General features: G+C 73.1%; 20 protein-coding genes. 12 read left to right on the forward strand and 8 right to left on the reverse strand.

What is annotated here, in order from left to right:
• Positions 1 to 170: 170 nt before the first annotated feature.
• From ACH4S8_RS21640 to ACH4S8_RS21655, 4 genes are all read left to right on the forward strand, one after another.
• On the forward strand, positions 171 to 1,358 hold the full coding sequence (locus ACH4S8_RS21640; protein WP_398396337.1) for an amidohydrolase family protein: 1,188 nt from the start codon (positions 171 to 173) through the stop codon (positions 1,356 to 1,358).
• Positions 1,358 to 2,512: an acyl-CoA dehydrogenase gene (locus tag ACH4S8_RS21645; RefSeq protein ID WP_398396339.1), complete on the forward strand. Its 1,155-nt coding sequence runs from the start codon at positions 1,358 to 1,360 to the stop codon at positions 2,510 to 2,512. The genes ACH4S8_RS21640 and ACH4S8_RS21645 overlap by 1 nt, the downstream gene beginning before the upstream one ends.
• A gap of 8 nt (positions 2,513 to 2,520) precedes the next feature.
• Entirely contained in the window at positions 2,521 to 3,519 is a 999-nt protein-coding gene (locus tag ACH4S8_RS21650) for an acyl-CoA dehydrogenase family protein (protein WP_398396708.1), read from the forward strand.
• 479 nt (positions 3,520 to 3,998) lie between these two features.
• On the forward strand, positions 3,999 to 4,460 hold the full coding sequence (locus ACH4S8_RS21655; RefSeq protein WP_398396341.1) for an ATP-binding protein: 462 nt from the start codon (positions 3,999 to 4,001) through the stop codon (positions 4,458 to 4,460).
• Positions 4,461 to 5,071: 611 nt separating this feature from the next.
• On the opposite strand, the gene ACH4S8_RS21660 is transcribed toward ACH4S8_RS21655, so the two are convergent.
• A complete protein-coding gene (locus tag ACH4S8_RS21660; protein WP_398396343.1) occupies positions 5,072 to 6,007 on the reverse strand; it encodes a cyclase family protein in 936 nt (311 codons plus the stop codon).
• Positions 6,008 to 6,103: 96 nt separating this feature from the next.
• Between ACH4S8_RS21660 and ACH4S8_RS21665 the strand changes: the two genes are divergently transcribed.
• The 3 genes from ACH4S8_RS21665 to ACH4S8_RS21675 all read left to right on the forward strand — a co-directional run bounded on the left by ACH4S8_RS21665 (position 6,104) and on the right by ACH4S8_RS21675 (position 9,494).
• Positions 6,104 to 7,015: an SDR family oxidoreductase gene (locus ACH4S8_RS21665; protein WP_398396345.1), complete on the forward strand. Its 912-nt coding sequence runs from the start codon at positions 6,104 to 6,106 to the stop codon at positions 7,013 to 7,015.
• Between the two features lie 46 nt (positions 7,016 to 7,061).
• A complete protein-coding gene (locus tag ACH4S8_RS21670; RefSeq protein ID WP_398396347.1) occupies positions 7,062 to 8,267 on the forward strand; it encodes an acyl-CoA dehydrogenase family protein in 1,206 nt (401 codons plus the stop codon).
• A 177-nt stretch (positions 8,268 to 8,444) separates the two neighbouring features.
• Positions 8,445 to 9,494, forward strand: coding sequence for a Zn-dependent alcohol dehydrogenase (locus ACH4S8_RS21675; RefSeq protein ID WP_398396349.1), 1,050 nt, complete (start codon positions 8,445 to 8,447; stop codon positions 9,492 to 9,494).
• A 30-nt stretch (positions 9,495 to 9,524) separates the two neighbouring features.
• Here ACH4S8_RS21675 and ACH4S8_RS21680 read toward each other — a convergent pair whose 3' ends face one another.
• Positions 9,525 to 10,526 carry a GlxA family transcriptional regulator gene (locus ACH4S8_RS21680; RefSeq protein WP_398396351.1) on the reverse strand — a complete coding sequence of 334 codons (1,002 nt, stop codon included), beginning with the start codon at positions 10,524 to 10,526 and terminating at the stop codon, positions 9,525 to 9,527.
• Positions 10,527 to 10,597: 71 nt separating this feature from the next.
• Between ACH4S8_RS21680 and ACH4S8_RS21685 the strand changes: the two genes are divergently transcribed.
• Positions 10,598 to 11,935, forward strand: a complete 1,338-nt coding sequence (locus ACH4S8_RS21685; RefSeq protein ID WP_398396353.1) for an MFS transporter — start codon at positions 10,598 to 10,600, stop codon at positions 11,933 to 11,935.
• Positions 11,936 to 12,078: 143 nt separating this feature from the next.
• Here the strand turns inward: ACH4S8_RS21685 and ACH4S8_RS21690 are convergent, their stop codons facing one another.
• Positions 12,079 to 12,723: a flavin reductase family protein gene (locus ACH4S8_RS21690; protein WP_398396355.1), complete on the reverse strand. Its 645-nt coding sequence runs from the start codon at positions 12,721 to 12,723 to the stop codon at positions 12,079 to 12,081.
• A 165-nt stretch (positions 12,724 to 12,888) separates the two neighbouring features.
• On the opposite strand from ACH4S8_RS21690, the gene ACH4S8_RS21695 reads away from it, so the two are divergent.
• Positions 12,889 to 13,857, forward strand: a complete 969-nt coding sequence (locus ACH4S8_RS21695; protein ID WP_398396357.1) for a hypothetical protein — start codon at positions 12,889 to 12,891, stop codon at positions 13,855 to 13,857.
• 32 nt (positions 13,858 to 13,889) lie between these two features.
• On the opposite strand, the gene ACH4S8_RS21700 is transcribed toward ACH4S8_RS21695, so the two are convergent.
• The 3 genes from ACH4S8_RS21700 to ACH4S8_RS21710 all read right to left on the reverse strand — a co-directional run bounded on the left by ACH4S8_RS21700 (position 13,890) and on the right by ACH4S8_RS21710 (position 19,002).
• A complete protein-coding gene (locus tag ACH4S8_RS21700) occupies positions 13,890 to 14,741 on the reverse strand; it encodes an enoyl-CoA hydratase/isomerase family protein (RefSeq protein WP_398396359.1) in 852 nt (283 codons plus the stop codon).
• A 109-nt stretch (positions 14,742 to 14,850) separates the two neighbouring features.
• Positions 14,851 to 17,076 (reverse strand): acetate--CoA ligase family protein, encoded by a 2,226-nt coding sequence (locus ACH4S8_RS21705; RefSeq protein ID WP_398396361.1) that lies wholly within the window; start codon positions 17,074 to 17,076, stop codon positions 14,851 to 14,853.
• A 726-nt stretch (positions 17,077 to 17,802) separates the two neighbouring features.
• A complete protein-coding gene (locus ACH4S8_RS21710) occupies positions 17,803 to 19,002 on the reverse strand; it encodes a flavin-containing monooxygenase (protein WP_398396363.1) in 1,200 nt (399 codons plus the stop codon).
• Positions 19,003 to 19,342: 340 nt separating this feature from the next.
• On the opposite strand from ACH4S8_RS21710, the gene ACH4S8_RS21715 reads away from it, so the two are divergent.
• Together ACH4S8_RS21715 and ACH4S8_RS21720 are read left to right on the forward strand one after the other, a co-directional pair.
• Entirely contained in the window at positions 19,343 to 19,795 is a 453-nt protein-coding gene (locus ACH4S8_RS21715; RefSeq protein ID WP_398396365.1) for a DoxX family protein, read from the forward strand.
• Complete coding sequence (locus ACH4S8_RS21720) at positions 19,792 to 20,235, forward strand: Zn-ribbon domain-containing OB-fold protein (RefSeq protein WP_398396367.1); 444 nt, start codon at positions 19,792 to 19,794, stop codon at positions 20,233 to 20,235. Before ACH4S8_RS21715 ends, ACH4S8_RS21720 begins: the two co-directional genes overlap by 4 nt.
• 75 nt (positions 20,236 to 20,310) lie before the next feature.
• On the opposite strand, the gene ACH4S8_RS21725 is transcribed toward ACH4S8_RS21720, so the two are convergent.
• Entirely contained in the window at positions 20,311 to 20,916 is a 606-nt protein-coding gene (locus tag ACH4S8_RS21725) for a GNAT family N-acetyltransferase (RefSeq protein WP_398396370.1), read from the reverse strand.
• A gap of 90 nt (positions 20,917 to 21,006) precedes the next feature.
• Here ACH4S8_RS21725 and ACH4S8_RS21730 point away from each other — a divergent pair, with 90 nt between their 5' ends.
• Positions 21,007 to 21,879 carry a GNAT family N-acetyltransferase gene (locus ACH4S8_RS21730; RefSeq protein WP_398396372.1) on the forward strand — a complete coding sequence of 291 codons (873 nt, stop codon included), beginning with the start codon at positions 21,007 to 21,009 and terminating at the stop codon, positions 21,877 to 21,879.
• A gap of 91 nt (positions 21,880 to 21,970) precedes the next feature.
• On the opposite strand, the gene ACH4S8_RS21735 is transcribed toward ACH4S8_RS21730, so the two are convergent.
• Complete coding sequence (locus ACH4S8_RS21735) at positions 21,971 to 22,627, reverse strand: pyridoxal 5'-phosphate synthase (protein ID WP_398396374.1); 657 nt, start codon at positions 22,625 to 22,627, stop codon at positions 21,971 to 21,973.
• Between the last annotated feature and the right edge of the window lie 160 nt (positions 22,628 to 22,787).

Genomic DNA, 22,787 nt, shown 5'->3' on the forward strand with positions numbered 1-22,787 from the left:
GCCGCTCCGTCCCCCGCGGCCCCTCGCTCCGGCATCCATGGCTGACGGGCAGTCAGATCGTGGGCAGAGCGTAGGGCCCGGCGCCTTGTCGGTCCATAGGGGCGGGGCTAGCCTGCTTGTGCAGAAGAATCTGACGGACCATCAGAAACATGTGCCAGGCGGAGGGGACCATGACCGAACTGCCCCGCATCATCAGCGTCGACGACCATGTGATCGAGCCCGCGCACCTCTTCGAGACCTGGCTGCCGCGGAAGTACCACGACCGGGGACCGAGGCCGCTGACCGCCGGCATCGGTGAACTCGCCTACGTCGGGGGAAAGTACCGGATCACGATGGACCCGGACGGCCCCCCGACCGACTGGTGGGCCTACGAGGACCTCAGGTTCCCGTACAAGCGCAACATCGCCGCCGTCGGCTTCGACCGGGACGAGATGACGCTGGAGGGCATCACCCGCGCGGAGATGCGGCGCGGCTGCTGGGACCCCGTCGAGCGCCTCAAGGACATGGACCTCAACCACGTCGAGGCCAGCCTCTGCTTCCCCACCTTCCCGCGCTTCTGCGGCCAGACCTTCGCCGAGGCCCACGACAAGGAGGTCGCCCTGGCCTGTGTGCGGGCGTACAACGACTGGATGGTCGAGGAGTGGTGCGGCGACAGCGGCGGCCGGCTGATCCCGCTGTGCCTGATCCCGCTGTGGGACATCGATCTCGCGGTCGCCGAGATCCGCCGCAACGCCGCCCGGGGCGTGAAGGCCGTCACCTTCTCGGAGATCCCCACCCACCTCAGGCTGCCCTCCATCCACTCCGGTTACTGGGACCCGTTCTTCGCGGTCTGCCAGGAGACCGGGACGGTCGTGAACATGCACATCGGCTCGTCCTCCCAGATGCCGGCCGCGTCCCCCGACGCGCCCCCCGCCGTCCAGGCCTCGCTGTCCTTCAACAACGCGATGGCCTCGATGATGGACTTCCTGTTCAGCGGCGTCCTGGTGAAGTTCCCGCGCCTCAAGCTGGCTTACTCCGAAGGCCAGATGGGCTGGATCCCGTACGCCCTGGAGCGTGCCGACGACGTCTGGTCCGAGCACCGCGCCTGGGGCGGGGTCCGGGACCTGATCCCGGAGCCCCCGTCCACGTACTACTACCGGCAGATCTTCTGCTGCTTCTTCCGCGACAAGCACGGAGTCGCGTCCCTCGACGTGGTCGGCCGGGACAACGCCACCTTCGAGACCGACTACCCGCACGTCGACTCGACCTTCCCGCACACCAAGGAGGTCGCCCTCGACCACGTGAAGGGCCTCGACGACGAGACCGTCCACAAGCTGATGCGGGGCAACGCCATCCGCATGCTGGACCTGGACCTGTAGTGGACCTCGGCCTCACCCCCGAGGAGGAGGAGTTCCGGGCCCGGCTGCGGACCTGGCTCGCCGGGGTCCTCCCGACGCTGCCGCCGAAGCCCTCCCCGCACGACTGGCCCGCCAGGCGGTCGTACGACCTCGGCTGGCAGCGGATGCTGTACGACGCCGGGTACGCGGGCCTGCACTGGCCCGTCGACGCCGGGGGCCGGGGCGCCACGCCGACCCAGCACCTCATCTACCTGGAGGAGACCGAGAAGGCGGGCGCCCCCTACGTAGGAGCCAACTTCGTCGGGCTGCTGCACGCCGGGCCGACCATCGCCTCCGAGGGGAGCGCGGAGCAGCGGGCCCGCTGGCTGCCGCCCGTGCTGCGCGGCGAGGAGGTCTGGTGCCAGGGCTTCAGCGAACCGGACGCCGGCTCCGACCTCGCGGCGCTGCGCACGCGCGCGTGGCGCGACGGCGACGACTACGTGGTGAGCGGGTCCAAGATCTGGACCTCCCACGCCGAGGTGGCCGACTGGTGCGAGCTGCTGGTGCGCACGGACCCGGACGCGCGCAAGCACCGGGGCATCACCTGGCTCGCGATGCCGATGGACGCGCCCGGGATCACCGTCCGCCCGCTGCGCACGCTCGCGGGCTCCACCGAGTTCGCGGAGGTCTTCCTCGACGAGGTGCGCGTCCCGGCCGCCAACCGCGTCGGCGCCGAGAACGACGGCTGGCGCGTGACCATGGTGACGCTCTCCTACGAGCGCGGCACCGCCTTCGTCGGCGAAGTCGTCGCCTGCCGCCGCGTCCTGTCCGAGGTCGCCCGCGAGGCGCGCAAGAACGGCCGCTGGGACGACGCCGTCCTGCGCCGCCGCCTCGGCAGGCTCAACGCCGAGTTCCGCGCGCTGTGGCGGCTCACCCAGTGGAACGTCAGCGAGGCGCAGGGAACCGGGGGTGTGCCCGGTGTCGGCGGTTCGGTCTTCAAACTGAGTTACTCGCACGCCCGCCAGGAGCTGTTCGACGCCGCCGCGGAGGTGCTCGGCCCCGAGTCCCTGGACCTGGGACGGGAGTGGACCCTGGACCGGCTGTCGTCGCTGTCGTACACCATCGCGGCGGGCACCTCGCAGATCCAGCGGAACATCGTGGCCGAGCGGATCCTCGGCCTTCCCCGGGGGAGGTGAGCTCGACCGTGGACTTCCGGCTCACGGACGACCAGCGGGCTCTGCGGCAGGGCGTACGCGACCTGCTGGCGGGCCGGTTCGGTCGGGACGCGTTGCGCGCGGCCCTGGACCGGGCGGACCGGAAGGGCGCCGGCGGGGGGAGAGCGGACGGGAAGGACGCCACCGGCGGGAGAGCGGACGGGTGCGTCCTCGACCGGGGGCTGTGGCGCGAGCTGGGCGCGGCGGGGTTCTTCGCGCTCCGCCTGCCCGAGGCCGGGGGCGGCGTCGGACTGGGCCTCCCGGAGGCCGTGCTGGCCTTCGAGGAGGCGGGACGGGTCCTGCTCCCCGGCCCGTTGATCGCCACCCATCTCGCCGCGGGCGCCGTGCCCGGGGCGGCCACCGGAGAGGTGGTCGTGACCTCCGCCGACGGGGGACCCGCCGACGGGGGACTCGTGGAATGGCTGGACGAGGCCGATGTCGTCCTCGGTGACGCGGGCGGGGCCGAGCCGCTGGTCCCGGTGGACCCGCTGACCCCCCTGCACCGGTTGCCCGTGACCTCCGGCCGGCCGCCCGGAAACGGCGCGCTCCGGGCCGCCCGGACGCCGGACCGGCTGCTCGCCTCGCTCCTGACCGCCGCCGAACAGCTCGGCAGCGCCGCCCGAACCTGCGAGATCGCCGTGCAACACGCCCGGACCCGCGAACAGTTCGGGCGGCCGATCGGCGCCTTCCAGGCGGTGCAGCACCTGTGCGCGGACATGCTCGCGCGGGTCGAGCCGGCCCGTGCGGCCGTCTACGCCGCCTCGGTCACCGCGGACCCGGCGGACATCGCGGCGGCCCGGCTGCTCGCCGACGAGGCCGCCGTGCGCGGCGCCCGCGACTGTCTCCAGGTGCACGGCGGCATGGGCTTCACCTGGGAGTCCGACGTCCATCTGCACCTGAAACGGGCATGGGTGCGCACACAGCGCGCGGGTGGCGCTACACAGAGCGAGGAGGAGCTGGCGGACGATCTGGTGGCCGGAACGGCGTAGCGGGGCGCTGTCCTGGGGCTCCGCGGGAGGAACGCGGACGGATGTCGCGGATCGTGGCGAAACGGGATCACGGAGCGTTGAGACCGGGTTGTGTCCTAGGCGTGACTTGTCACGGCCTGGAGTCGGCGCCGGGCTCCGGTACCTTGTGTGGGATGCGAGTGGTTCTGAGGCTGAGCCATCCCGGTGTTGCCCCAGGGGCCGCGCCGGACCCGGCGATGCGCGCCGCTCGTACGGCAGGGCGGACCCCCGCACCTGCCTGTTCGACTCCCCATGGCGAGCGTCGCACAGTATGCCGCACGCGTACTCCTTCGCGCTGGAATATGCCCGAAGCGCTTGTTGGGGTGACTGTACGTCAACCATGCTGTCTCGCAAGGGAATCACGTTCCGTGATCCTTGTTCTGGCCATGCAGAAAATGGCTACGATCGTGGCCCTTGTGAGGCGCGAGGCGATGTGTCCGCCGGTTCGGATGGTGTGAGCGGTGCAGGTGCTTCAAGTGCAGCTGGAGATCCGGCCCGACCCCGCAGAGGTGGGGCGAGCCCGGCGGTGGGCCCGTTCGAGGCTCGCGGGGTCCGGGATAGACGCCGATGAACCACTCGCCGAGACGCTGATCCTGCTCGTCTCCGAGCTCGTCACCAACGCCGTGGTGCACACCGGGTGTCCGGCCGTGCTGCGCCTGTGTCTGCCGGGCGGTGCCGGGGCCGCCACCGTCCGCCTCGAAGTGGCCGACTCCAGCGCCCGGCCGCCGATGCCCCGGCACGCGGACGGCGACGAGACCAACGGCCGCGGCCTGGAACTGGTCGACGGCCTCGCGGACCGCTGGGGCTGGAACCCCGAGGGCGCCGGCAAGCGCATCTGGTGCGAGCTGGACCGCTGCGCCTCGGGTGCCGCGCAGGACTCCCCGTACGGCGCCTACGGCGGCTTCGCGTACGAGGCGGTCTAGGGGTCCCGGGGCGTCTCCCCGGAACCCCTCGGCGGATCACGCCGGGGACGCGGGGCCTGGCGCGGCCGTCCGGGCCGCATCCCCGCGGCTGCGGGCCGACGTCCGGCTCGGGGCGCGTGCCTCTGCTCCGCCCGCGGGCCGTCCGGGCCGCCGGGGTGATCCCGTCTTCCGTGCGTACGCCCCCGCCTCGCGGTTTGTGCATGTATGCACGAAACCGCTGTACATGGCCGCCGTCGTGGCCGAATGCGCCGGGTCGTGCTTCCGTACGCGCTGCCTCAAATAGGGTGTAACACCGTAAATCCCCGATCGGGTGTTGACGTGGCGTGTCCGTTTGATCACGCTTGTGTTCAGCGATTCGCCGCGAGGGGACGGCGAGGGTTCCGGTGACGGGAGCCCTCGGCGAGTGTGGGTCGCGATTCGGCGCCGGCTCCCCCACGGCCAGGGGAGGCAGGGCGGGTGCGCCGGAGGCGGATGGCGGCGCGCGATGCCGTGCCCGGGACGAGGTGGGGACCTTCCGGCCGGGCGCAGTCGAGAGTGGGGGAGGCGCGCCGCCAGCCGGCCCGCGGCCGGACGGGCTTTCGCGGCCGGCCTCCGGGCGGGCGGACGGGCGGTCAGAGGATCGCCACGGGTGCCACCGGGGTGCCGGTGCCGCCGACGAAGGGTTCCGGCATCGCCGACAACAGGAAGGCGTACCGGCCTTCTTGTCCACAGGCTGTGGACAACTCTTCGAGATTCCAGTTCTGTCCCTGCAGCATCCCCATCTCGACCAGGTCGAGCGCGTGCACGGGCAGCCACAGGTCCTCGATCTCGGGCGGGAAGATCTCGAAGGTCAGGGTGTCGTTCGCGACCGCCGCCACATCGCGCGCGTGGAACCACTCGGGCGTGCGCACCGACAGCCCCGGCGACGGGTACGCGTACCCGTGCTTGTCGCCCGCCAGATACACCTGGATCTGCCCGGTCCGCACGAGCACGATGTCGCCCGCCCTCACCCGCGTGCCCGCCAACTCCTCCGCCGCCTCCAGGTCTTCGGGGGTGACGGCGTGCCCTCCGGCCAGCCGGTGCTCGCCGCGCGCCCGCGCCACGTCGAGCAGGACACCGCGCGAGACGATGTGCCGGGGCTTGTCGATCCCGCTGAACTCGGCGCCGCCGTGCGGGGTGACGGTGGACGCCGGCCGGCCGTTGTAGAGCCGGCCGGAGTGCGAGACGTGGGGCAGCGCGTCCCAGTGGGTGGCCGCCTGGAGGCCCATGGTCACGGCGTCGTCGCTGCACGCCACCGTGCCGGGCCCGAAGATCTCCTGGTTGATCTGCACCATCGCGTGCAGCGGATTGACCCGCCCCGGGATCATCCCGGTCTGCACGCCGTCCTGCTGGAGCGGCAGGGCGAGCGGCACCCGGCGCCCCGTCCGCACGGCTTTGGCGGCCTCCCGCACCACCTCGTCGGTGATGAGGTTCAGCGTCCCGATCTCGTCGTCGTCCCCCCAGCGCCCCCAGTTGTTGACGCGCTTGGCGATCTCGTGGAACTCCGGACGGAGCGACGGCTGCGACATGAGTCCTCCCCGGGGGCTTGTCTCCAGGTGTCTGACGGGTCGTAGAATCCACAGTGAATCTAACGGACCGTCAGAAACTGCGGGAAGGGGCCGGGCATGGGGAACTTCCTCGCGGGCAAGGTCGTCGCCGTCACGGGCGCGGGCCGGGGGATAGGCCGGGCGGTCGCCCTCGCCGCGGCCGCCGAGGGCGCCCGCGTCGTCGTCAACGACTACGGGGTGTCCGTCGAGGGCGCCGAGCCCACGAGTTCGGTCGCCGACACCGTCGTCAAGGAGATCGAGGCGGCCGGCGGGGAGGCCGTCGCGGTGGCCGACGACATCTCGACGATGGCGGGCGGTCAGCGGGTCGTCGACACCGCGCTCGCGTCGTACGGACGGATCGACGGTGCCGTGTGCGTGGCCGGCATCCTGCGCGAGCGGATGCTGTTCAACATGTCCGAGCAGGAGTGGGACCCGGTGGTCGCCACCCATCTCAAGGGCACGTTCACGCTGTTCAGAGCCGCCTCGGCTGTGATGCGCAAACAGGGCTCGGGCACGCTGATCGGCTTCACCAGCGGCAACCACCAGGGGTCGGTGGCGCAGGCCAACTACAGCGCGGCCAAGGGCGGGATCATCTCGCTGGTGCGCAGCGCGGCCCTCGGACTGCACAAGTACGGGGTCACCGCGAACGCCGTCGCGCCCGTCGCCCGTACCCGCATGTCGGCGAACGTCCCGATGGAGCTGAAGGAGATCGGCGAACCGGAGGACGTGGCCGCGCTCGTGGTCTACCTGCTCTCCGACCGGGCCCGCGAGGAACGCATCACCGGGCAGGTCTACACGATCGCCGGACCCAAGATCGCCGTATGGGCGCAGCCGCGCGAACTGCGCGCCGGATACGCCGAGGGCGCCTGGACCCCGGAGAGGATCGCCGACTTCCTGCCCGGGACCGTCGGCGTCGATCCGATGCCGCTGCTGGAACAGCTGGAGGCGATGGCGCGGGCGGCGGCGGACAAGGCACGCCCCAACGCCTAGCCGTACCCGGTCCGGTGGCCCCGGGTCCGGGTTGGGAGGAGAGCGCGTGGATTTCGCATTCGGTCCCGAGGACGAGGTCTTCCGGCGCGAGGCGCGGGCCTGGCTGGAGGAGCACCTGACCGGCGCCCCCGCGCGCCGCGACTGGGAGCGGGAACTCGGGAAGGGCGGCTGGATCGGACTCGGCTGGGCCGAGGACGGGTACGGCAACCGGCGCGCGGACCTGACCCGGCAGGTCGTGTGGGCCGAGGAGTACGCCCGCTCGAAGGCGCCCGCCCGGTCCGGGCACATCGGCGAGAACCTGCTGGCGCCGACGCTCATCGCGCACGGGAGCCCGGAACAGAAGCGCCGCTTCCTGCCCCCGATCGCCCGCGGGGAGGAACTGTGGTGCCAGGGCTACAGCGAACCCGGGGCCGGCTCGGACCTGGCCGGCATCCGCACGACCGCCGTACGGGACACGGGGGCCGGCCCCGCGGGGGCTCGCGGGGACACGGTGACCGGCCCCGCGGGGACGTACCGGGTCACGGGCCAGAAGATCTGGACCTCGCTCGCCCACGAGGCCGACTGGTGCTTCGTGCTCGCCCGCACGGAGCCGGGGTCCGTCCGCCACCGCGGTCTGTCCTTCCTCCTCCTCCCCATGGACCAGCCCGGCCGTATCGAGGTCCGTCCGATCCGCCAGCTCACGGGCACGAGCGACTTCAACGAGGTCTTCTTCGACGGGGCGGTGGCGGCGGCCGGGCACGTGGTCGGCGGCGAGGGCGAGGGCTGGAAGGTCGCCATGAGCCTGCTCGGTTTCGAGCGCGGGGTCTCCACGCTCGCCCAGCAGATCGGATTCGCCGAGGAGTTGGGACGCGTGCTGCGGACGGCCGTCGCCACGGGAGCGCACCGGGATCCCGTCGTACGCGAGCGACTGGTCCGGCTCTGGGCCGAGTTGCGCGCGATGCGCTGGAACGCCCTGCGCACCCTGGGCGGTTCGGCGAGTCCCGGGGGCGCGGGCGCGCCGAGCGTGGCGAAGCTGCTGTGGGGCGGCTGGCACCGGCGGCTCGGCGAGGTGGCGGTCCAGGTGCGGGGGGCCGCCGCGGCGGTGGGCCCGGGGGACTGGTCGGCCGCGCGGCCGTACGAACTGGACGCCGCCCAGCACCTGTTCCTCTTCAGCCGGGCCGACACGATCTACGGCGGCTCGGACGAGATCCAGCGCACGATCGTCGCCGAGCGCGTGCTCGGCCTGCCGAAGGAGCCCCGGGGCGGGCCGTGACCGGTCCCGGCATCGTTCGGCAGCCTCCGGGAAGAGCCGGGTCCGGCCACGTGCGGCTGTGGCCACGGCTCCGGTGGAGACGGAGGACACCCAGGTACGGCGCGAGAACGGCCCGGCACGGCCCGGGAACAGGCCAGGAGCAGCCCGGGGTGGCCCGGGAAGAGGGGAGCCGGCGCGATGCGAGGCGTGATCTTCGACGGGAAGAGGACCCGGGTCGTGGACGACCTGGAGCTACGGGATCCGGGGCCCGGAGAGGTCCAGGTGGCGATCTCCGCGGCGGGGCTCTGCCACAGCGACCTCTCCGTGGTGGACGGAACCATCCCCTTCCCCGTTCCCGTGGTGCTCGGCCACGAGGGCGCGGGTGTGGTGGAGGCCGTGGGCGCGGGCGTCGCCCATGTCGTGCCCGGCGACCACGTGGCGCTGTCCACCCTCGCCAACTGCGGGACCTGCGCGGAGTGCGACCGGGGGCGGCCCACGATGTGCCGCAGGGCGATCGGCATGCCGCAGCGGCCGTTCGCGCGCGCCGGCGAGCCGCTGTACCAGTTCGCCGCCAACTCCGCCTTCGCGGAACGCACGGTGGTCAAGGCGGTCCAGGCGGTCCGGATCCCGCGGGACATCCCGATGGCCTCGGCCGCGCTGATCGGCTGCGGGGTCCTCACGGGTGTCGGAGCGGTCCTGAACCGGGCCCGGGTCGAGGCCGGCGACACCGTCCTGGTGATCGGCACGGGCGGTATCGGCCTCAACGTCATCCAGGGCGCCCGGCTCGCGGGCGCGCCGCGGATCGTCGCCGTCGACTCCAATCCGGCGAAGGAGGCCGTGGCCCGTCGGTTCGGCGCGACGCACTTCCTGACCTCGATGGACGGGGTGAAGGACGTCCTTCCCACCGGCGCCCAGCACGCCTTCGAATGCGTCGGCCGCGTCGAACTCATCCGCCGGGCCGTCGACGCGCTCGACCGGCACGGCCAGGCGATCCTGCTCGGCGTCCCCCCGGCGACGGCCGAGGCCTCCTTCCTCGTCTCCTCGATGTACCTCGACAAGTCCATCCTGGGCTGCCGCTACGGCTCGTCCCGCCCCCAGCGCGACATCGCCCGGTACGCCGGGCTGTACCGCGAGGGCCGTCTGCTCCTGGACGAACTGGTGACGGCGACGTACCCGGTCGAGGACTTCGAGCGAGCGGCCGAGGACGCGCACGCGGGGAAGGTGGCCAGGGCGGTGCTCACGTTCTAGGGGCCGGTCTCCCGGAGCGGTCGCCGGGGGTCAGCGGCCGGTTTCGGTGCCGGATCTGAAGGTGCGCCGGTAGGCGGTCGGGGTGACGCCGAGGGTCGCCTGCAGGTGCTGGCGCATCGACTGGGCCGTGCCGAAGCCGGCGTCGCGGGCCACGTGGTCGACGGGCAGGTCGCTGGACTCCAGGAGATGGCGGGCGTGCTCGATGCGCTGCTGCGTGAGCCACTGGCCGGGACTGACGCCGACCTCCTCGCGGAAGCGCCGGGTGAAGGTGCGTACCGACATGGACTCCTGCTCGGCCATGGCGCGCAGCTGGATGGGCTCATGGAGGCGGCCGAGCGCCCAGGCGCGGGCGGCGGTCGTGCCGGCCGACCGCGCCTCCGGGACCGGGCGCTGGATGTACTGTGCCTGGCCGCCGTCGCGGTGCGGCGGTACGACGGTCCGGCGGGCCACCTCGTTGGCGACGGCGGCGCCGTGGTCACGCCGTACGAGATGCAGGCACAGGTCGATGCCGGCCGCGACCCCGGCGGAGGTGAGGACGTCGCCGTCGTCGACGAAGAGCACGTCCGCGTCGACGTCGATCCGCGGGAAGAGCCGCTGGAAGTGCTCGGCGTGCATCCAGTGCGTGGTGGCGGGCCGGCCGTCGAGATACCCGGCGGCGGCCAGGACGTAGCCGCCGGTGCAGATGGAGACGAGGCGGGTGCCGGGGCGGATGTGCGCGAGGGCGGCCGCCAGCTCCGGGGTCAGGACGCCCTCCCGCTGGACGGGGCCGAGTTCGTACGAGGCGGGGACGACGACGGTGTCGGCGCCGGCCAGTGCCTCGGGCCCGTTGCCGACCACGACCGAGAAGTCCGCGTCCGTCTCGACGGGGCCCGGCGGCCGGACCGAGCAGGTGACGACCTCGTACACCGGGCGCCCCTCGGCGTCCCGGGCCTTGCCGAAGATGCGCTGCGGAATGCCCAGCTCGAAGGGGATCAGACCGTCGAGCGCGAGGACGACGACGCGGTGCGGGGGCGGCGTACCGGGAGTGGCCATGGCCCGATCCTAACGAAGGCTGTCCCTCGGGCCAGTGGTTCACCGGCGTACGTTCCCCGAAGCTCTATGTCGTGACCCAGACAACCGAAGCCGCGCAGGTCCCGGAGGACTCCCGTCCCGTCCGCCCCGCCCCCTCCCACCGCATCCACCGCGCCTGGTTCGTCGCCGCCGTCACCTTCGTGACGATCATCGGCGCGGCCGCCTTCCGGTCGCTGCCCGGACTGCTGATCGACCCGCTGCACCAGGAGTTCCACTGGTCGCGCGGCACGATCGGCGCGGCCGTCTCGATCAACCTCGCGCTGTACGGACTCACCGCGCCGTTCGCGGCGGCGCTCATGGACCGCTTCGGCATCCGCCGCGTGGTGGCGGTCGCCCTGACCGTCATCGCGATCGGCTCCGGGCTGACCGTATGGATGACGACGGCCTGGCAACTGATGCTCTGCTGGGGCCTGTTGGTGGGTCTGGGCTCCGGTTCGATGGCACTCGCCTTCGCGGCCACGGTCACCAACCGCTGGTTCACCGAGCGCAAGGGCCTGGTGACGGGCATCCTGACGGCCGCCTCGGCCTCGGGCCAGCTGATCTTCCTGCCGCTGCTGTCCTGGATCGTCACCGAGCACGGCTGGCGTCCGGCCGCGGTCACCGTGTCCCTCGCGGCCCTAGCCGTCGTCCCCTTCGTCTGGCTGCTGCTGCGCGACCACCCGGCCGACGTGGGCCAGATGCCGTACGGGGCGACGGAGTTCGTGCCGAAGCCCGAGCCGGTGCGGGGGGCTGCCCGGCGCGCGGTGACCGTGCTGCTCTCCGCCGTCCGCACGGGCCCGTTCTGGCTGCTGGCCGGGTCGTTCGCGATCTGCGGGGCCTCGACGAACGGCCTGGTCCAGACGCACTTCGTGCCCGCGGCCCACGACCACGGCATGCCCGTCACCGCGGCCGCCTCGCTCCTCGCGGTCATCGGTGTCTTCGACGTGGTCGGCACGGTCGCCTCGGGCTGGTTCACCGACCGCTTCGAGCCGCGCCGCCTGCTGGCGGTCTACTACGCCCTGCGCGGCATCTCGCTGCTCTTCCTCCCGGTGCTGCTCGCCCCGTCCGTGCACCCGCCGATGATCTTCTTCATCGTCTTCTACGGCCTCGACTGGGTCGCCACCGTCCCACCCACCCTGGCCCTGTGCCGTGAGCAGTACGGCGAGGACAGCGCCATCGTCTTCGGCTGGGTCCTCGCCTCCCACCAGGTCGGCGCCGCGCTCGTCGCCTTCCTCGCCGGCGTCGCCCGTGACCACTTCGGCCGGTACGACGTGGTCTGGTACGCCTCGGGCGCGCTGTGCGCGGCGGCCGCGCTGATGGTCCTGGTGATCCGCCGCCGTCGTCCGGCGGTCCCGGCGCGGGCCGTGGCGGGGTCACCGGCGGCGGCGTGACGGACGGGCCCGCACCACGTCCGGTGGGGCGGGCCCGTTTTGCGGGAGGGGGGCGTGCCTCGTCCCGGGCCGCCGGGCTTCGGTGCGCAGGCCTCGTCCAGGGCCGCCGGATTTCGGTGCGCGGCCGGCGACTCGTCCCCGCGTCAGGTGAGGAAGCGGCCCTTGTGGAAGAGCAGCGGCGGCACGTCCGTGCCCTCGTCGCCGCTCGCGCCGAGGGCGTCCACCCGGCCCACCACGATCAGGTGGTCCCCTCCCGTGTGCACGGCGTGGATCGTGCAGTCGATCCAGGCCACCGTGCCCGCGAGACGCGGGGATCCGGAGACCGGAGCGGCGTCGTACACCACCCCGGCGAACTTGTCCGCGCCGCTCACCGCGAAGCCGCGGCACACGTCGCCCTGGTGCGCGCCGAGCACGTTGACGCAGAAGACCCCGGCGCGGGCGATGCGCGGCCAGGTCGTGGACGTACGGCCGACCATGAAGCAGATCAGCGGAGGGTCGAGGGAGAGCGAGGCGAACGACTGGCAGGCGAAGCCGGCCGGGCCCGCCGGGTCTCCGGCGCCGGTGGCCGGGTCCCCCGCACCGGTGGCCGGTGCCGTCACGACGGTCACCCCGGTCGCGAAGTGCCCCAGTACGCGCCGGAACCGGGCCGGATCGACCGGCGCCCGCTCGTCCTCGCCGACCGCGCGCAGGTCCGGGCGCGGCAATGCCTCGACGGGCCCCGCGACGGTGGGGGCCCCGGCCGACCTGAGGTAGCGGACGGCTGCGGCGGCCATCCCTGCGTGTCCCATCACACTCGCCATTGAAGCTGACGATGTGTCAGATAGGAAGGGGTTCGCGAGGCCCGGAGTCCGGTCCGCGCGACCGTCCGGGACGGCGTCCCGGCGAGACCTGCCGGAGCGGCCCGCGACGGCCCATCGCGGCGCGTCGTGTTTCGCCCGCGTATCTTTCGCCCCATGGGGTCGGGAAACTCCGGGAGGCCCACGAGCGCCCGGTCGGCATGGACCGCGGCGGAGGTGAACCTCGCCGCGGCGGTCTGCGCCGCGCAGTTCGCGGTCGCCGCCGCGGTCTGGTGGGTCGGGACGTTCGACGACGACGACCACGGCGCGGGCCTCGGCGGCGGACTCGCCGCCGTCGGGCTGCTGTGCCTGCTGGTCTTCGGACCGCCCCTGCTCGCCGGTCTGGGCCTGCTGCACGCGGTGACGTACACGATGCCGGCGGCCACGCTCGCCCGGTCGGCGCGCCGCCGCGCACCCGGCTCCGAGGCTGTCCGGCACCTGGTCCTCGTCCTGCTGATCGGCACGTTCTGGGCCGTGCTCGCGGTCGTCCTCCTCGGTCTCCCGCCCACCGGCGCCAAGGCCCTGGCGCTCGCCGTGTCCGGTGTCCCGCCCACGCTGGCCGTCGCCCGGGCGCGGTGGCGCGAGGGCGTCACCGGACGCCCGCCGGAAGGCCGGCGGGTCTGGCTCCGCTCGATGCTCGTGGCCCTCGGGCTGTGCGCGCTGGTCGTGGCGGCGGGCACGGTGGGCCTGGCCACGGGACTCATCCGGGAGTACGAACCCCCGAAGCTCGGCGCCGACCGGCTCACCGGCGTCTGGCGCGGCGACCACGGAGCCGTGCTGAGGTTGCGCGCCGGCGGCCGGGCCGAGCTCTCGGCCGTGCCCGCCCAGCCCGAGTTCGGGGACGTGACCACCAAGGAGTTCACGCGCTGCGACGGCGTCGGCGAGTGGTTCCTCGACACCGCGGGCCGCTACGACCCGTACGCCGACGGGCCCGTCTCCGGGCGGCGGAACGGCGTGGTCGTCCGCGTGGGCGACTGCGGCCACGACACGTACTGGACCATCGGCGGCACCGAGGCCCACCCGGAACTCTTCGTCCTCTTCGGCGACCCGGACGCGGGCGACCTGCGCATACTGCGACAGGGCTGAACCGGCCGGGCGGTCGGCCGGGGACCGTGTTGTCAGCGGCCCTCGTAGCGGGGGGTGCGCCGGTCCACGAAGCTCGCCACCCCCTCGGCGGCGTCCGCCGTCGTCATGTTGATCTCCTGCGCCGCCGCCTCCGCCGCGAAGGCGGTGCCGCGGTCGGCGTCGAGGGAGGCGTTGACCAGCTGCTTGGTGAGCGCGAGGGCACGGGTGGGACCGGCGGCGAGCCGCTCCGCCCACGCGCGGGCCGTCTTCTCCAGCTCGTCCGGCGCCACGACCTTGTTGACGAGCCCGATCCGCTCGGCGTCCGCGGCGCTCAGCGCGTCGCCGAAGAACATCAGCTCCTTGGCCCGCTGCGGACCGACGAGGCGGGGCAGCAGATAGGCCCCGCCGCCGTCCGGTACGAGACCGCGGCGCACGAACACCTCGATGAACCGCGCCGGTTCGGCCGCGATGACCAGGTCGCACGCGAGGGCGAGGTGCGCGCCGATCCCGGCCGCCGTGCCGTTGACCGCCGCGATCACCGGCTTCTCGCAGTCGAGGACGGCGGCGATCAGGCGCTGCGCGCCCAGCCGGATCGTGCGGGCGACATCGCCCGGCACCCGTTCTCCCGCGGGCGGGCCGCCCCGCAGGTCCGCTCCCGCGCAGAACCCGCGGCCGGTGGCGGTGATGACCACGGCCCGCACCCCGGGATCGGCGGACGCCGCCGTGAGCAGGCCGATCACGCGCTCGCGCTGGTCCCGGGTGAGCGCGTTCATCGCCTCGGGCCGGTCCAGCGTGATCCACGAGACGGCGTTGTCAGTGGTGTGGCGTATCAATGAGCCGAGGGACTTTTCGGCTGTTTCAGGGGATTCGGGAGCTTCACGGGACACACGGGGGGAGTCGGTCATGAGGGTGCTCCGTTGCGTACGAGGGGTGCGGGCGAGGTTCGTACGAGGGGTGCGGGAGAGGCCGCCCGGCCGGGCGCGGGACCTGGCCGGAGCGGGTGCCGGCCTCGGCTCAGCGGCACATCACCAGCGCGTCCAGGGCCACGGCCCCCTGTCCGCGGGGCAGCACCATCAGGGGATTGATGTCCAGCTCCGAGATCTCGTCCCCGAGTTCGAGCGCCATGCGCTGGACCCGGATCACGACCTCGACCAGCGCGTCCACGTCCACCGGCGGACCTCCGCGCACCCCGTCGAGGAGCGCCCGCCCCCGCAGTTCGGAGAGCATGGCCCGCGCCTGGTCGTCGCCGAACGGGGGCACGCGTACGGCGGCGTCCCGCAGCACCTCGACGAGGACCCCGCCGAGCCCCACGGTGACGGTCGGCCCGAAGAGATGGTCGTGCGTGACACCGACGACCATCTCGACGCCCCGCTCGACCATCTGGCAGACCAGGACCCCGTCGAGGGAGATGCCTTCGTAGCGGGCGATGTCGGTCAGCTCGCGATAGACGTCACGGACCTGGCTGGCGGAGGTCAGCCCGATCTTGACCAGGCCGAGCTCGGTCTTGTGGGCGATCTGCGCGCCGGAGGCCTTCATGACCACCGGGTAGCCGACCTGGCTCGCCGCCCGCACGGCCGCCGCCGCGCTGGTCACCAGCTGCTCGCGCGGTACGCGGATCCCGTACGCGCGCAGCAGCTGCTTGGCCGCGTGCTCGCTCAGCTGCTGCCCCGGACGCATCAGGGCCTGGGCCTTGCGGAAGGAGGGCGACGGGGTGCGCGGGGCCTCGTCGAAGGGCGAGCGGTAGGCCGCGGTGAAGCGCGCGTGGTCGAGGTGGGCGCGGACGGCGGTGATGCAGTTGGCGAACGTACGGAAGGTGGCGACCCGGGACGACCCGAGCAGCGTCTCGCGGTACGCCGCCTCCGTGCCGACCGGCGATCCCCACACCACGCACACCAGCTTGTCCGTCTCCTCCGCCGCGTCCACCAGGTCCTGCGCCAGCTTGTCGCTCATGGGCGGGAAGGGCCCGGTGATCGGACAGATCAGCACGCCGACGGCGGGATCGGCGAGGATCGCGTCGATGATCTTCCGGCCGCGCCAGTCGCCGACCGGGTGCCCGCCGTTGTCTACCGGGTTGGCGACGTTCAGGTAGTCCGGTATCCAGGTGTGCAGTTCGGCCTGTTTGGCCTCCGAGAGGACCGGCAGGTCGAGGCCCGCCTCGCTCGCCAGGTCCGCGAAGTGCGCGCCCGTGCCGCCCGAGATCGAATAGACGACGACCCCGTCGGCCTGCGGTGCGCGGGCCCGCGCCAACAGGGCCGCGGTGTCCTGGAGTTCGTCGAGTCCGTCGACGCGGATCACGCCGTACTGCCGCATCGCCGCGTCCACCACGGTGTCGGCGCCGGTCAGCTTGCCGGTGTGCGATGCGGCGGTGCGGGCGCCGGTCTCGGTGCGGCCGACCTTCACCGCGACGACGGGCACCTTGCGGCGGGCGGCGCGGTCGGCGGCGAGCAGGAAGGAGCGGCCGTCCTTGAGTCCCTCGACGTAAGCGGCGATGGCGCCGACCTCGGGCCGCTCGGAGAAGTAGGAGATGAAGTCCGCGGTCTCCAGGTCGGCCTCGTTGCCGGTGGGCGCCCAGTGGGACAGGCGCACCCCCAGCTGCTGCATCGCGAACACCGGCCGGCCCTGGTGGCCGGACTGGGTGATGAGGGCGACCGCGGGGCCGTCGAGGTCCTCGCGGAAGTGCTCGAACGCGTTGAGGTTGGTGTTGGGTCCGAGCAGCCGCAGGCCGGAGCCGCGCACGGCGGCGGCGAGCCGGGCCTGGGCGGCGGCGCCGTCGGCCCCGGTCTCGGCGAACCCGGACGCGAACGCGACCGCGAACTTCACCTTGGCCTCGGCCAGTTCCCCGATCACCGGGAGGGGGTCGCCGACGAGGAGCACCGCCAGGTCCACCTGCTCCGGCAGGTCCGCGACGGAGGGGAAGCAGGGGAGGCCGAAGACCGTGCGGCGGGTGGGGTGCACCGGGTGGAGCCGGGCGCCGACCCGTTCGGCCCAGGCGATGAGCTGGCGGGTGATCCCGGTGTTCGGCCGCCCCTCGGCGTCCGAGGCGCCGACGACGGCCATGCGCTCGGGACGGAAGAAGCGGTCCAGATCGGGTACGGCGGCGTACAGCGGGCGACCGCTGACGTCCAGGTCGTCGACCTCGGCCGGCCGGCCGTGCACGACCGGCGAGGGCTGCTCGCCGCAGGCGATGACCCTGGCCCGGCGGGAGTCGGTGGTGAGGGTGCCGTGGGTTGATCCAAGCATCGGTCCGCCCGCTCCTGTGTGACAGCCAATGGTTAACTGACGCAGTGTCAGATTACTTAACTGACGTCGTGTCAGGAACCGTTGTGCAGGCAAAGGCTGTGGCGGAGGGGGGCTTTTGCTTCGTACCCGCCGTACGGGGGTGGGGAACCTGGCCGGGTCGCTCGCGCTGGCGTCGCGGGTCCGGTTCGGTGGGTGGGTCGGGGCCGTGCCGGTACATCCGCCCGCATCCGAACGGATCCCACCGGTGTTGTGAAGTGGGCGTGGGTTCTGATCCGTCCGGCCTGCGGGCATCTGATGTACCGGCACGGCCCCTCCCGTGCGCGGCCGACTGCGGGTGCATCGTGGTGACCGATGCCATGTCCCTCCCGCGCGTACCCGGCTGCAGGTGCGCCGTGGTGGCCCCGGGTGGCCTCTCCTGTGCGCGGCTGGCTGCGGGTGCGTCGTGGTGGCGCCAGGTGGCCTCTCCCGTGCGTACCCGACTGCGGGTGCGCAGTGGCTTGGGCGCGACCCCTTTCGTGCGTACCTGGCTGCGGGTGCGTCGTGGTGGCCCCGGGCGGTCCCTCCGCCGGGTCCCGGCTGCGGGTGATCCGTGGGGCGCCCGCATTCCAGCTCCGGCCGGGGGAAGTTCAGCCCCTCCGGCGTTTGAGGAGCGGGGGCCGGGGCGGAGCCCCGGGGTGGGTCGGGTAGGGGCGGAGGGGGCGAGAGACGCTTGTGGGCCGGGGGGCGTCAGCTGGTGAGGCCGGGCTTGGACGTGTGGCGGGCCACGGCCTTCGCGATCTTCTCGGCGTCGAGGGCGAGCTCGCGGAACATGCCGCTGATCGGGTTGGTGAAGCCGGTGAAGTACAGGCCGGGCGCGTTCTTCGGGGTGTGTCCGCCGTGCACGACCGGGTGCCCGCGGCCGTCGAGCACGTCGAGGTGTCCGACCATGCCCTCCAGCGCTCGCGTGTATCCGGTCGCGGCGATCACCACGTCCGGGTCGATCCGGCTTCCGTCGGCGAGGACGGCCTTGCTGTCCTCGAAGCCCTCGACCGCGGCCACGATCTCGACCTTCCCCTTGCGGACGGCGTCGATGATGCCGACGTCCTGGACGGGGATGGAGCCCTCGTTGACACGGGAGTAGAGCCCGGTGTCGGGGCGGGGAAGGCCCTGCGCCGCCAGGTCGGGCACGCTCAGCCGGCACACCGGCCCGGCCAGCGCGTCCACGAGGCGCACCGGCAGCCGTCGTACGGCGATGCCGGTGAACTGCGCGGCCCAGCCCGCCGTCGAGCGGCGCAGGATGTGCGGCGCGGTGCGGACGGCCAGGCGTACGCGCCGGGCGCCGCCCTCGACCAGGTCCACGGCTATCTCGGCGCCGGTGTTGCCGATGCCGACGACGAGGACGTCGCGGCCCGCGTAGGGGGCCGGGTTGCGGTACGCGCCGGCGTGCAGCAGCGTGCCGGTGTAGGTGTCGCGGCCGGTCCAGTCGGGGATGCGCGGGGTGTGGTTGTAGCCGGTCGCGACGACCACCGCGCTGCCGGTCAGCTCCCGTCCGCCGGTGGCGTGCAGCAGCCAGCCGTCGCCGCCGGGGGCGGGCTCGATGCGGGAGACCTCGACGCCGGTGACGATCTCCAGGCCGTGGTGCTCGGCGTACTTCTCCAGGTAGCGCACCACGTTGTCGCGTGCCACCCACCGGCCGAACGAGCGCGGCATCGACAGCCCCGGCAGCGCGGACAGCCGCCGGGTGGTGTGCAGGCGCAGCCGGTCGTAGTGGTTCCGCCAGGACGCGCCGACCTGGTCCGACTTCTCCAGCACGACGGCTCGTACGCCCTGGGCGCGCAGCGCGTACGCCGCCGCGAGCCCTCCGGGGCCGCCTCCGATCACGTACACGGGGCGGTCCTCGTGGGAGGGCACCGTGCGGGGGGTCGTGGAAGCAGTCGAGTCGGCCATAGCGCGAGCGTAATCACGACTTTGCTTGATAGGTCTCGGTCAAGAGGGGAATCGGTTGCGAACCGGTCACGACTGTGGGAGGGGTGGGTGGGGTCGGTGGCGTAGGTCACTTCGGTGTGGTGGGGATGTGCGAAAAGCGCGTTGTCTCCGCAGGTGAGCGCCGGGGCGTACGTCTTTTGCGGGAGCGCGGGAGCGGCTCCGTGCGCGCCCCCTGGGAGGGGCGGAGCGGGGGTGAGGGGGTGTGTCCGTCACCTCCTCCCGGCCGGCCTCTTGTGCGGGCGTCGCCTAGAGTCGAAACTGACGTTCCGTCAGATACGGCTCCTCTGCGGGAGGTTCGGCCTTGGACACGATCTGGCTCGACGGGGCGGAATGGCTGGCCGTGCTCCGTATCGGGCTCGGGCTGTGGTGGCTCGAGAGCTGGCGGCACAAGGACAAGAAGGGCTGGTTCGAGCGCGGGACCGGCATCGCGTGGGCGGCGGACGTCGCCTCCAGACACCGGTGGAACGCCGTGCGGTCCGGGTTCGACACGATCGTCGCACCGCGGCCCAGGGTGATGGCGTACGTCGTCGTGTACGCGGAGCTGGCACTCGGTCTCGGACTGGTGGCCGGACTGCTGACTCCCGTCGCGCTGGTCGCGGGCCTGCTCCTCAACGTCCTCTACTTCACCCTCATGATCCACGACTGGGCGGAACAGGGGCAGAACGCGATGATGGCGCTGGCCTCGGCCGTCGCCCTGTTCGCGATGTCCTGGCAGACCTGGTCCCTGGACGACGCCCTCGGACTCTTCCGGTGAGCGGGACGCCGGCCGGCGGCGCGGGGACGGCGGGGCCGGGCGGCGGGTACGACGTGCCCGAGGCGGACGCCTTCACCCGGCCGTACTGGGACGCGGCGGCCGAGGGGCGGCTGCTGATCCGGTACTGCGCCGCCTGCGACCGCGTCCACCACTACCCCCGGGAGTTCTGCCCGCACTGCTGGAGCGAGGACGTGAGCTGGCGCCCCGCGAGCGGACGCGCCACACTCCACACCTGGTCGATCGTCCACCGCAACGACCTGCCGCCGTTCGGCGGGCGCGTGCCGTACGCCGCCGCCGTCGTCGACCTCGCGGAGGGGCCCCGGATGATGACCGAGGTGATCGGGTACGAGGAGTCGGCGCTGCGGATCGGGATGGAGCTGGAGGTGGTCTTCCGAGAGGGGATTCCCGTGTTCCGGCCCGCGTCACCGGCCGGTGGCTGACCGTCTCCGGTCGTCTCCTGCCGTGCCCCCGCTCTCCCGGACCCCGTGCGCCCCTGGTTCCCGGGTTCGCCCGCGCTACCCGGCGGACGCCGGCTCCGGGTCCGTCGCCAGCCGTCCGTGCAGGTGCACGTCGCGGAACGCGTCATGGCGGCCGGCCTCGAACATCGCGCCGCGCAGGGTCCCCTCCTGCCGGAACCCGCAGCGCTCGGCGACACGGCAGGACACCTCGTGGCCCACGGCGTGGCCGAGGTCGAGGCGGTGCAGGGCCAGGTCGGTGAAGCCGAAGCGGGCCGCGAGGGTGAGGGCCCGGGTGGCGACCCGGCAGCCGCGGGACTCCGGGAGGACCCAGTAGCCGACGCGGGCGCAGCTCATGACGTGGTCGATCTCGTTGAGGCCGATGTGGCCCAGGGTCGCGCCGGTCTCGGCGTCGGTGACGCAGAAGGAGAACCCGGTGCCGCTGGTCGCCGCCGCGACACGGGTCCGCAGCGCCTCACGGGCGGAGTCGATGTCCCGGACGAACCTGAGCGGGGTGTTCCAGCGCTGGAACTCGGGATCGGCCAGCCCGCGCAGATACGCCGACACATCGGCGTCGGACTCCGGTTCCCAGGGGCGCAACCGCAGCCCCAGGCCCGTCAGCTCGGGGGCGGGCTGGACGGAGAACTGCAGACGGGCGTCGGCCATCCAGCCATTCAAACCCCTCCAGGCCCACCGGTCACTCCCATCCACCGAAATTCGGAGGCGCGGCGCCGGGGCCGCACGGGAGCATCGGACATGACCTCCGTGACGCACGACTGGCAGCTCACCCACGACCTCGACGCGTTTCTCGCCCGGGCCGGAGACTTCCTCCGGTCGCGGCCCGCGCAGCACACCGTCGCGCTGACCGTGACGGACGGGCTGCGCAGACGGGGGATGAGCCAGTACGGCAAGAGCGCGCCGGTCTTCGGAGCCCTGGAGCGGGACGGGGCGGTCCGCGCGACCTTCTTCCGTACGCCGCCGTACCGGCTGAACCTCACCCCGCTGGACGAGCGGGACGCGCAGGCGCTCGCCGCGCTGCTCGCGGACGCGGAGACCGAGGTGCCCGGGGTCTTCGCCGACACGGACACCGTCGAGGCCTTCGCCCGGGCCTGGGGGCGGCGGACCGGCGCGCGGACCGTGCCCCTGCGCGGCGAGCGGCTGTACCGGCTCGGCGAGCTGTCGGTGCCCGAGCCCGCGCCGCCCGGCCGTCCCCGGGTCGCCGACGAGGGCGACCGGGACCTGCTCGCCCGCTGGTACGCGGAGTTCGCCGAGGCCATCGGTGAAGCCGCGCTCCGCGACCCCGGTGCCTGGGCCGACGACCGGATCTCCTACGGCGGCATCACCCTCTGGGAGACCCCCGACGGCACCCCGGTCGCCATGGCGGGCGCGACCCCGCCGGTCGCCGGACAGCTCCGGATCGCCCCCGTCTACACCCCGGCCCACCTGCGCGGCCGGGGTTACGCCGGTGCCGTCACCGCCGAGGTGAGCCGCGCCGCGGTCGCCTCCGGTGTCCGGGAGGTGCTGCTCTTCACCGACCTCGCCAACCCGACCAGCAACGGCCTGTACCGGCGCATCGGCTACCGCCCCGTCTCCGACTTCGCGACGTACGACTTCACGTACGACGGGTAGGACCGGCCGTGCGGAGCCGGATGTCCGGGGCGGGGCGGGGCGGGGCGTGCAGGGCGGCCTCGGGGCGTCGCGTCCGCGGGCGCCGCCGGTGTCAGGGCCACAGCAGTTCGGTGGTCCAGCCGGTCTCCGTACGCCGGTAGACGAGGCGGGCGTGGCGGCGGCGGGCGTCGCCCTGGAAGAACTCGACCTCGTCCGGGCGCAGGCGGTAGAGGGTCCAGGTGGGGGCGGGGGAGTCCGGGGCGCTCTCGGCCCGTTCCCAGGCCGCGTCCGAGGCCCGGTCCAACTCGGCCAGGGAGGGCAGGACGTCGCTCTGCCGGCCCACCAGGGCGGCGGCCAGCGCCCCGGTGGAGCGGGCGTGCAGGTCCGCCTGGCTCTCCTCGGGCGACGCGGTGGTGACCGGGCCGCGGATCCGGATCTGGCGTCCCTGCGCGGGCCAGTAGAAGCCGAGAGCGGCGTACGGCCGCTCGGCGAGCTGGCGTCCCTTGCGGCTGGTGGCATGGCTGGCGAAGGACCACCCGTTCTCGTCCGCACCGTGCAGCATCACGATCCGGGCGTCGGGCAGGCCGTCCTCGTCCGCCGTCGCCAGCGACATCGTGTGCGGTTCGGTCTGTCCCGCCGCCACGGCCCGGGTGAACCACTCCGTGAACAGCGCCAGTGGTTCGGCGGGCGCGGACGCCGGGTCGAAGGACGGCAGCTCGGCGTCCCACACCCGCAGTGACCTCAGCACGTCGTGCAGATCTGTTCCCATGCCCCGAGTATCACGCGGGGAGCCGGCGGAGTCGTTCGCCGAGCCTCCCGGCAGGCAGTACGTTGATCTCCGGGCCGGGAGCAACTCGGCCTACTTTTCGGTCTGTTCGACTGTTCGGCATGCCGAGGGCTCAGGGGCTCACACGCGGGGGAGTCCGGGG

The organism is Streptomyces sp. NPDC021080 (assembly GCF_044333225.1).
Lineage (GTDB): Bacteria > Actinomycetota > Actinomycetes > Streptomycetales > Streptomycetaceae > Streptomyces.

Coding starts and splice junctions, on each gene's coding strand:
- ACH4S8_RS21640 (WP_398396337.1), top strand. CDS start 171: ATGACCGAACTGCCCCGCATCATCAGCGTCGACGACCATGTGATCGAG.
- ACH4S8_RS21675 (WP_398396349.1), top strand. CDS start 8,445: ATGCGAGGCGTGATCTTCGACGGGAAGAGGACCCGGGTCGTGGACGAC.
- ACH4S8_RS21660 (WP_398396343.1), bottom strand. CDS start 6,007: ATGTCGCAGCCGTCGCTCCGTCCGGAGTTCCACGAGATCGCCAAGCGC.
- ACH4S8_RS21690 (WP_398396355.1), bottom strand. CDS start 12,723: ATGGGACACGCAGGGATGGCCGCCGCAGCCGTCCGCTACCTCAGGTCG.
- ACH4S8_RS21680 (WP_398396351.1), bottom strand. CDS start 10,526: ATGGCCACTCCCGGTACGCCGCCCCCGCACCGCGTCGTCGTCCTCGCG.
- ACH4S8_RS21700 (WP_398396359.1), bottom strand. CDS start 14,741: ATGACCGACTCCCCCCGTGTGTCCCGTGAAGCTCCCGAATCCCCTGAA.
- ACH4S8_RS21735 (WP_398396374.1), bottom strand. CDS start 22,627: ATGGGAACAGATCTGCACGACGTGCTGAGGTCACTGCGGGTGTGGGAC.
- ACH4S8_RS21665 (WP_398396345.1), top strand. CDS start 6,104: ATGGGGAACTTCCTCGCGGGCAAGGTCGTCGCCGTCACGGGCGCGGGC.
- ACH4S8_RS21705 (WP_398396361.1), bottom strand. CDS start 17,076: ATGCTTGGATCAACCCACGGCACCCTCACCACCGACTCCCGCCGGGCC.
- ACH4S8_RS21730 (WP_398396372.1), top strand. CDS start 21,007: ATGACCTCCGTGACGCACGACTGGCAGCTCACCCACGACCTCGACGCG.
- ACH4S8_RS21710 (WP_398396363.1), bottom strand. CDS start 19,002: ATGGCCGACTCGACTGCTTCCACGACCCCCCGCACGGTGCCCTCCCAC.
- ACH4S8_RS21725 (WP_398396370.1), bottom strand. CDS start 20,916: ATGGCCGACGCCCGTCTGCAGTTCTCCGTCCAGCCCGCCCCCGAGCTG.
- ACH4S8_RS21695 (WP_398396357.1), top strand. CDS start 12,889: ATGGGGTCGGGAAACTCCGGGAGGCCCACGAGCGCCCGGTCGGCATGG.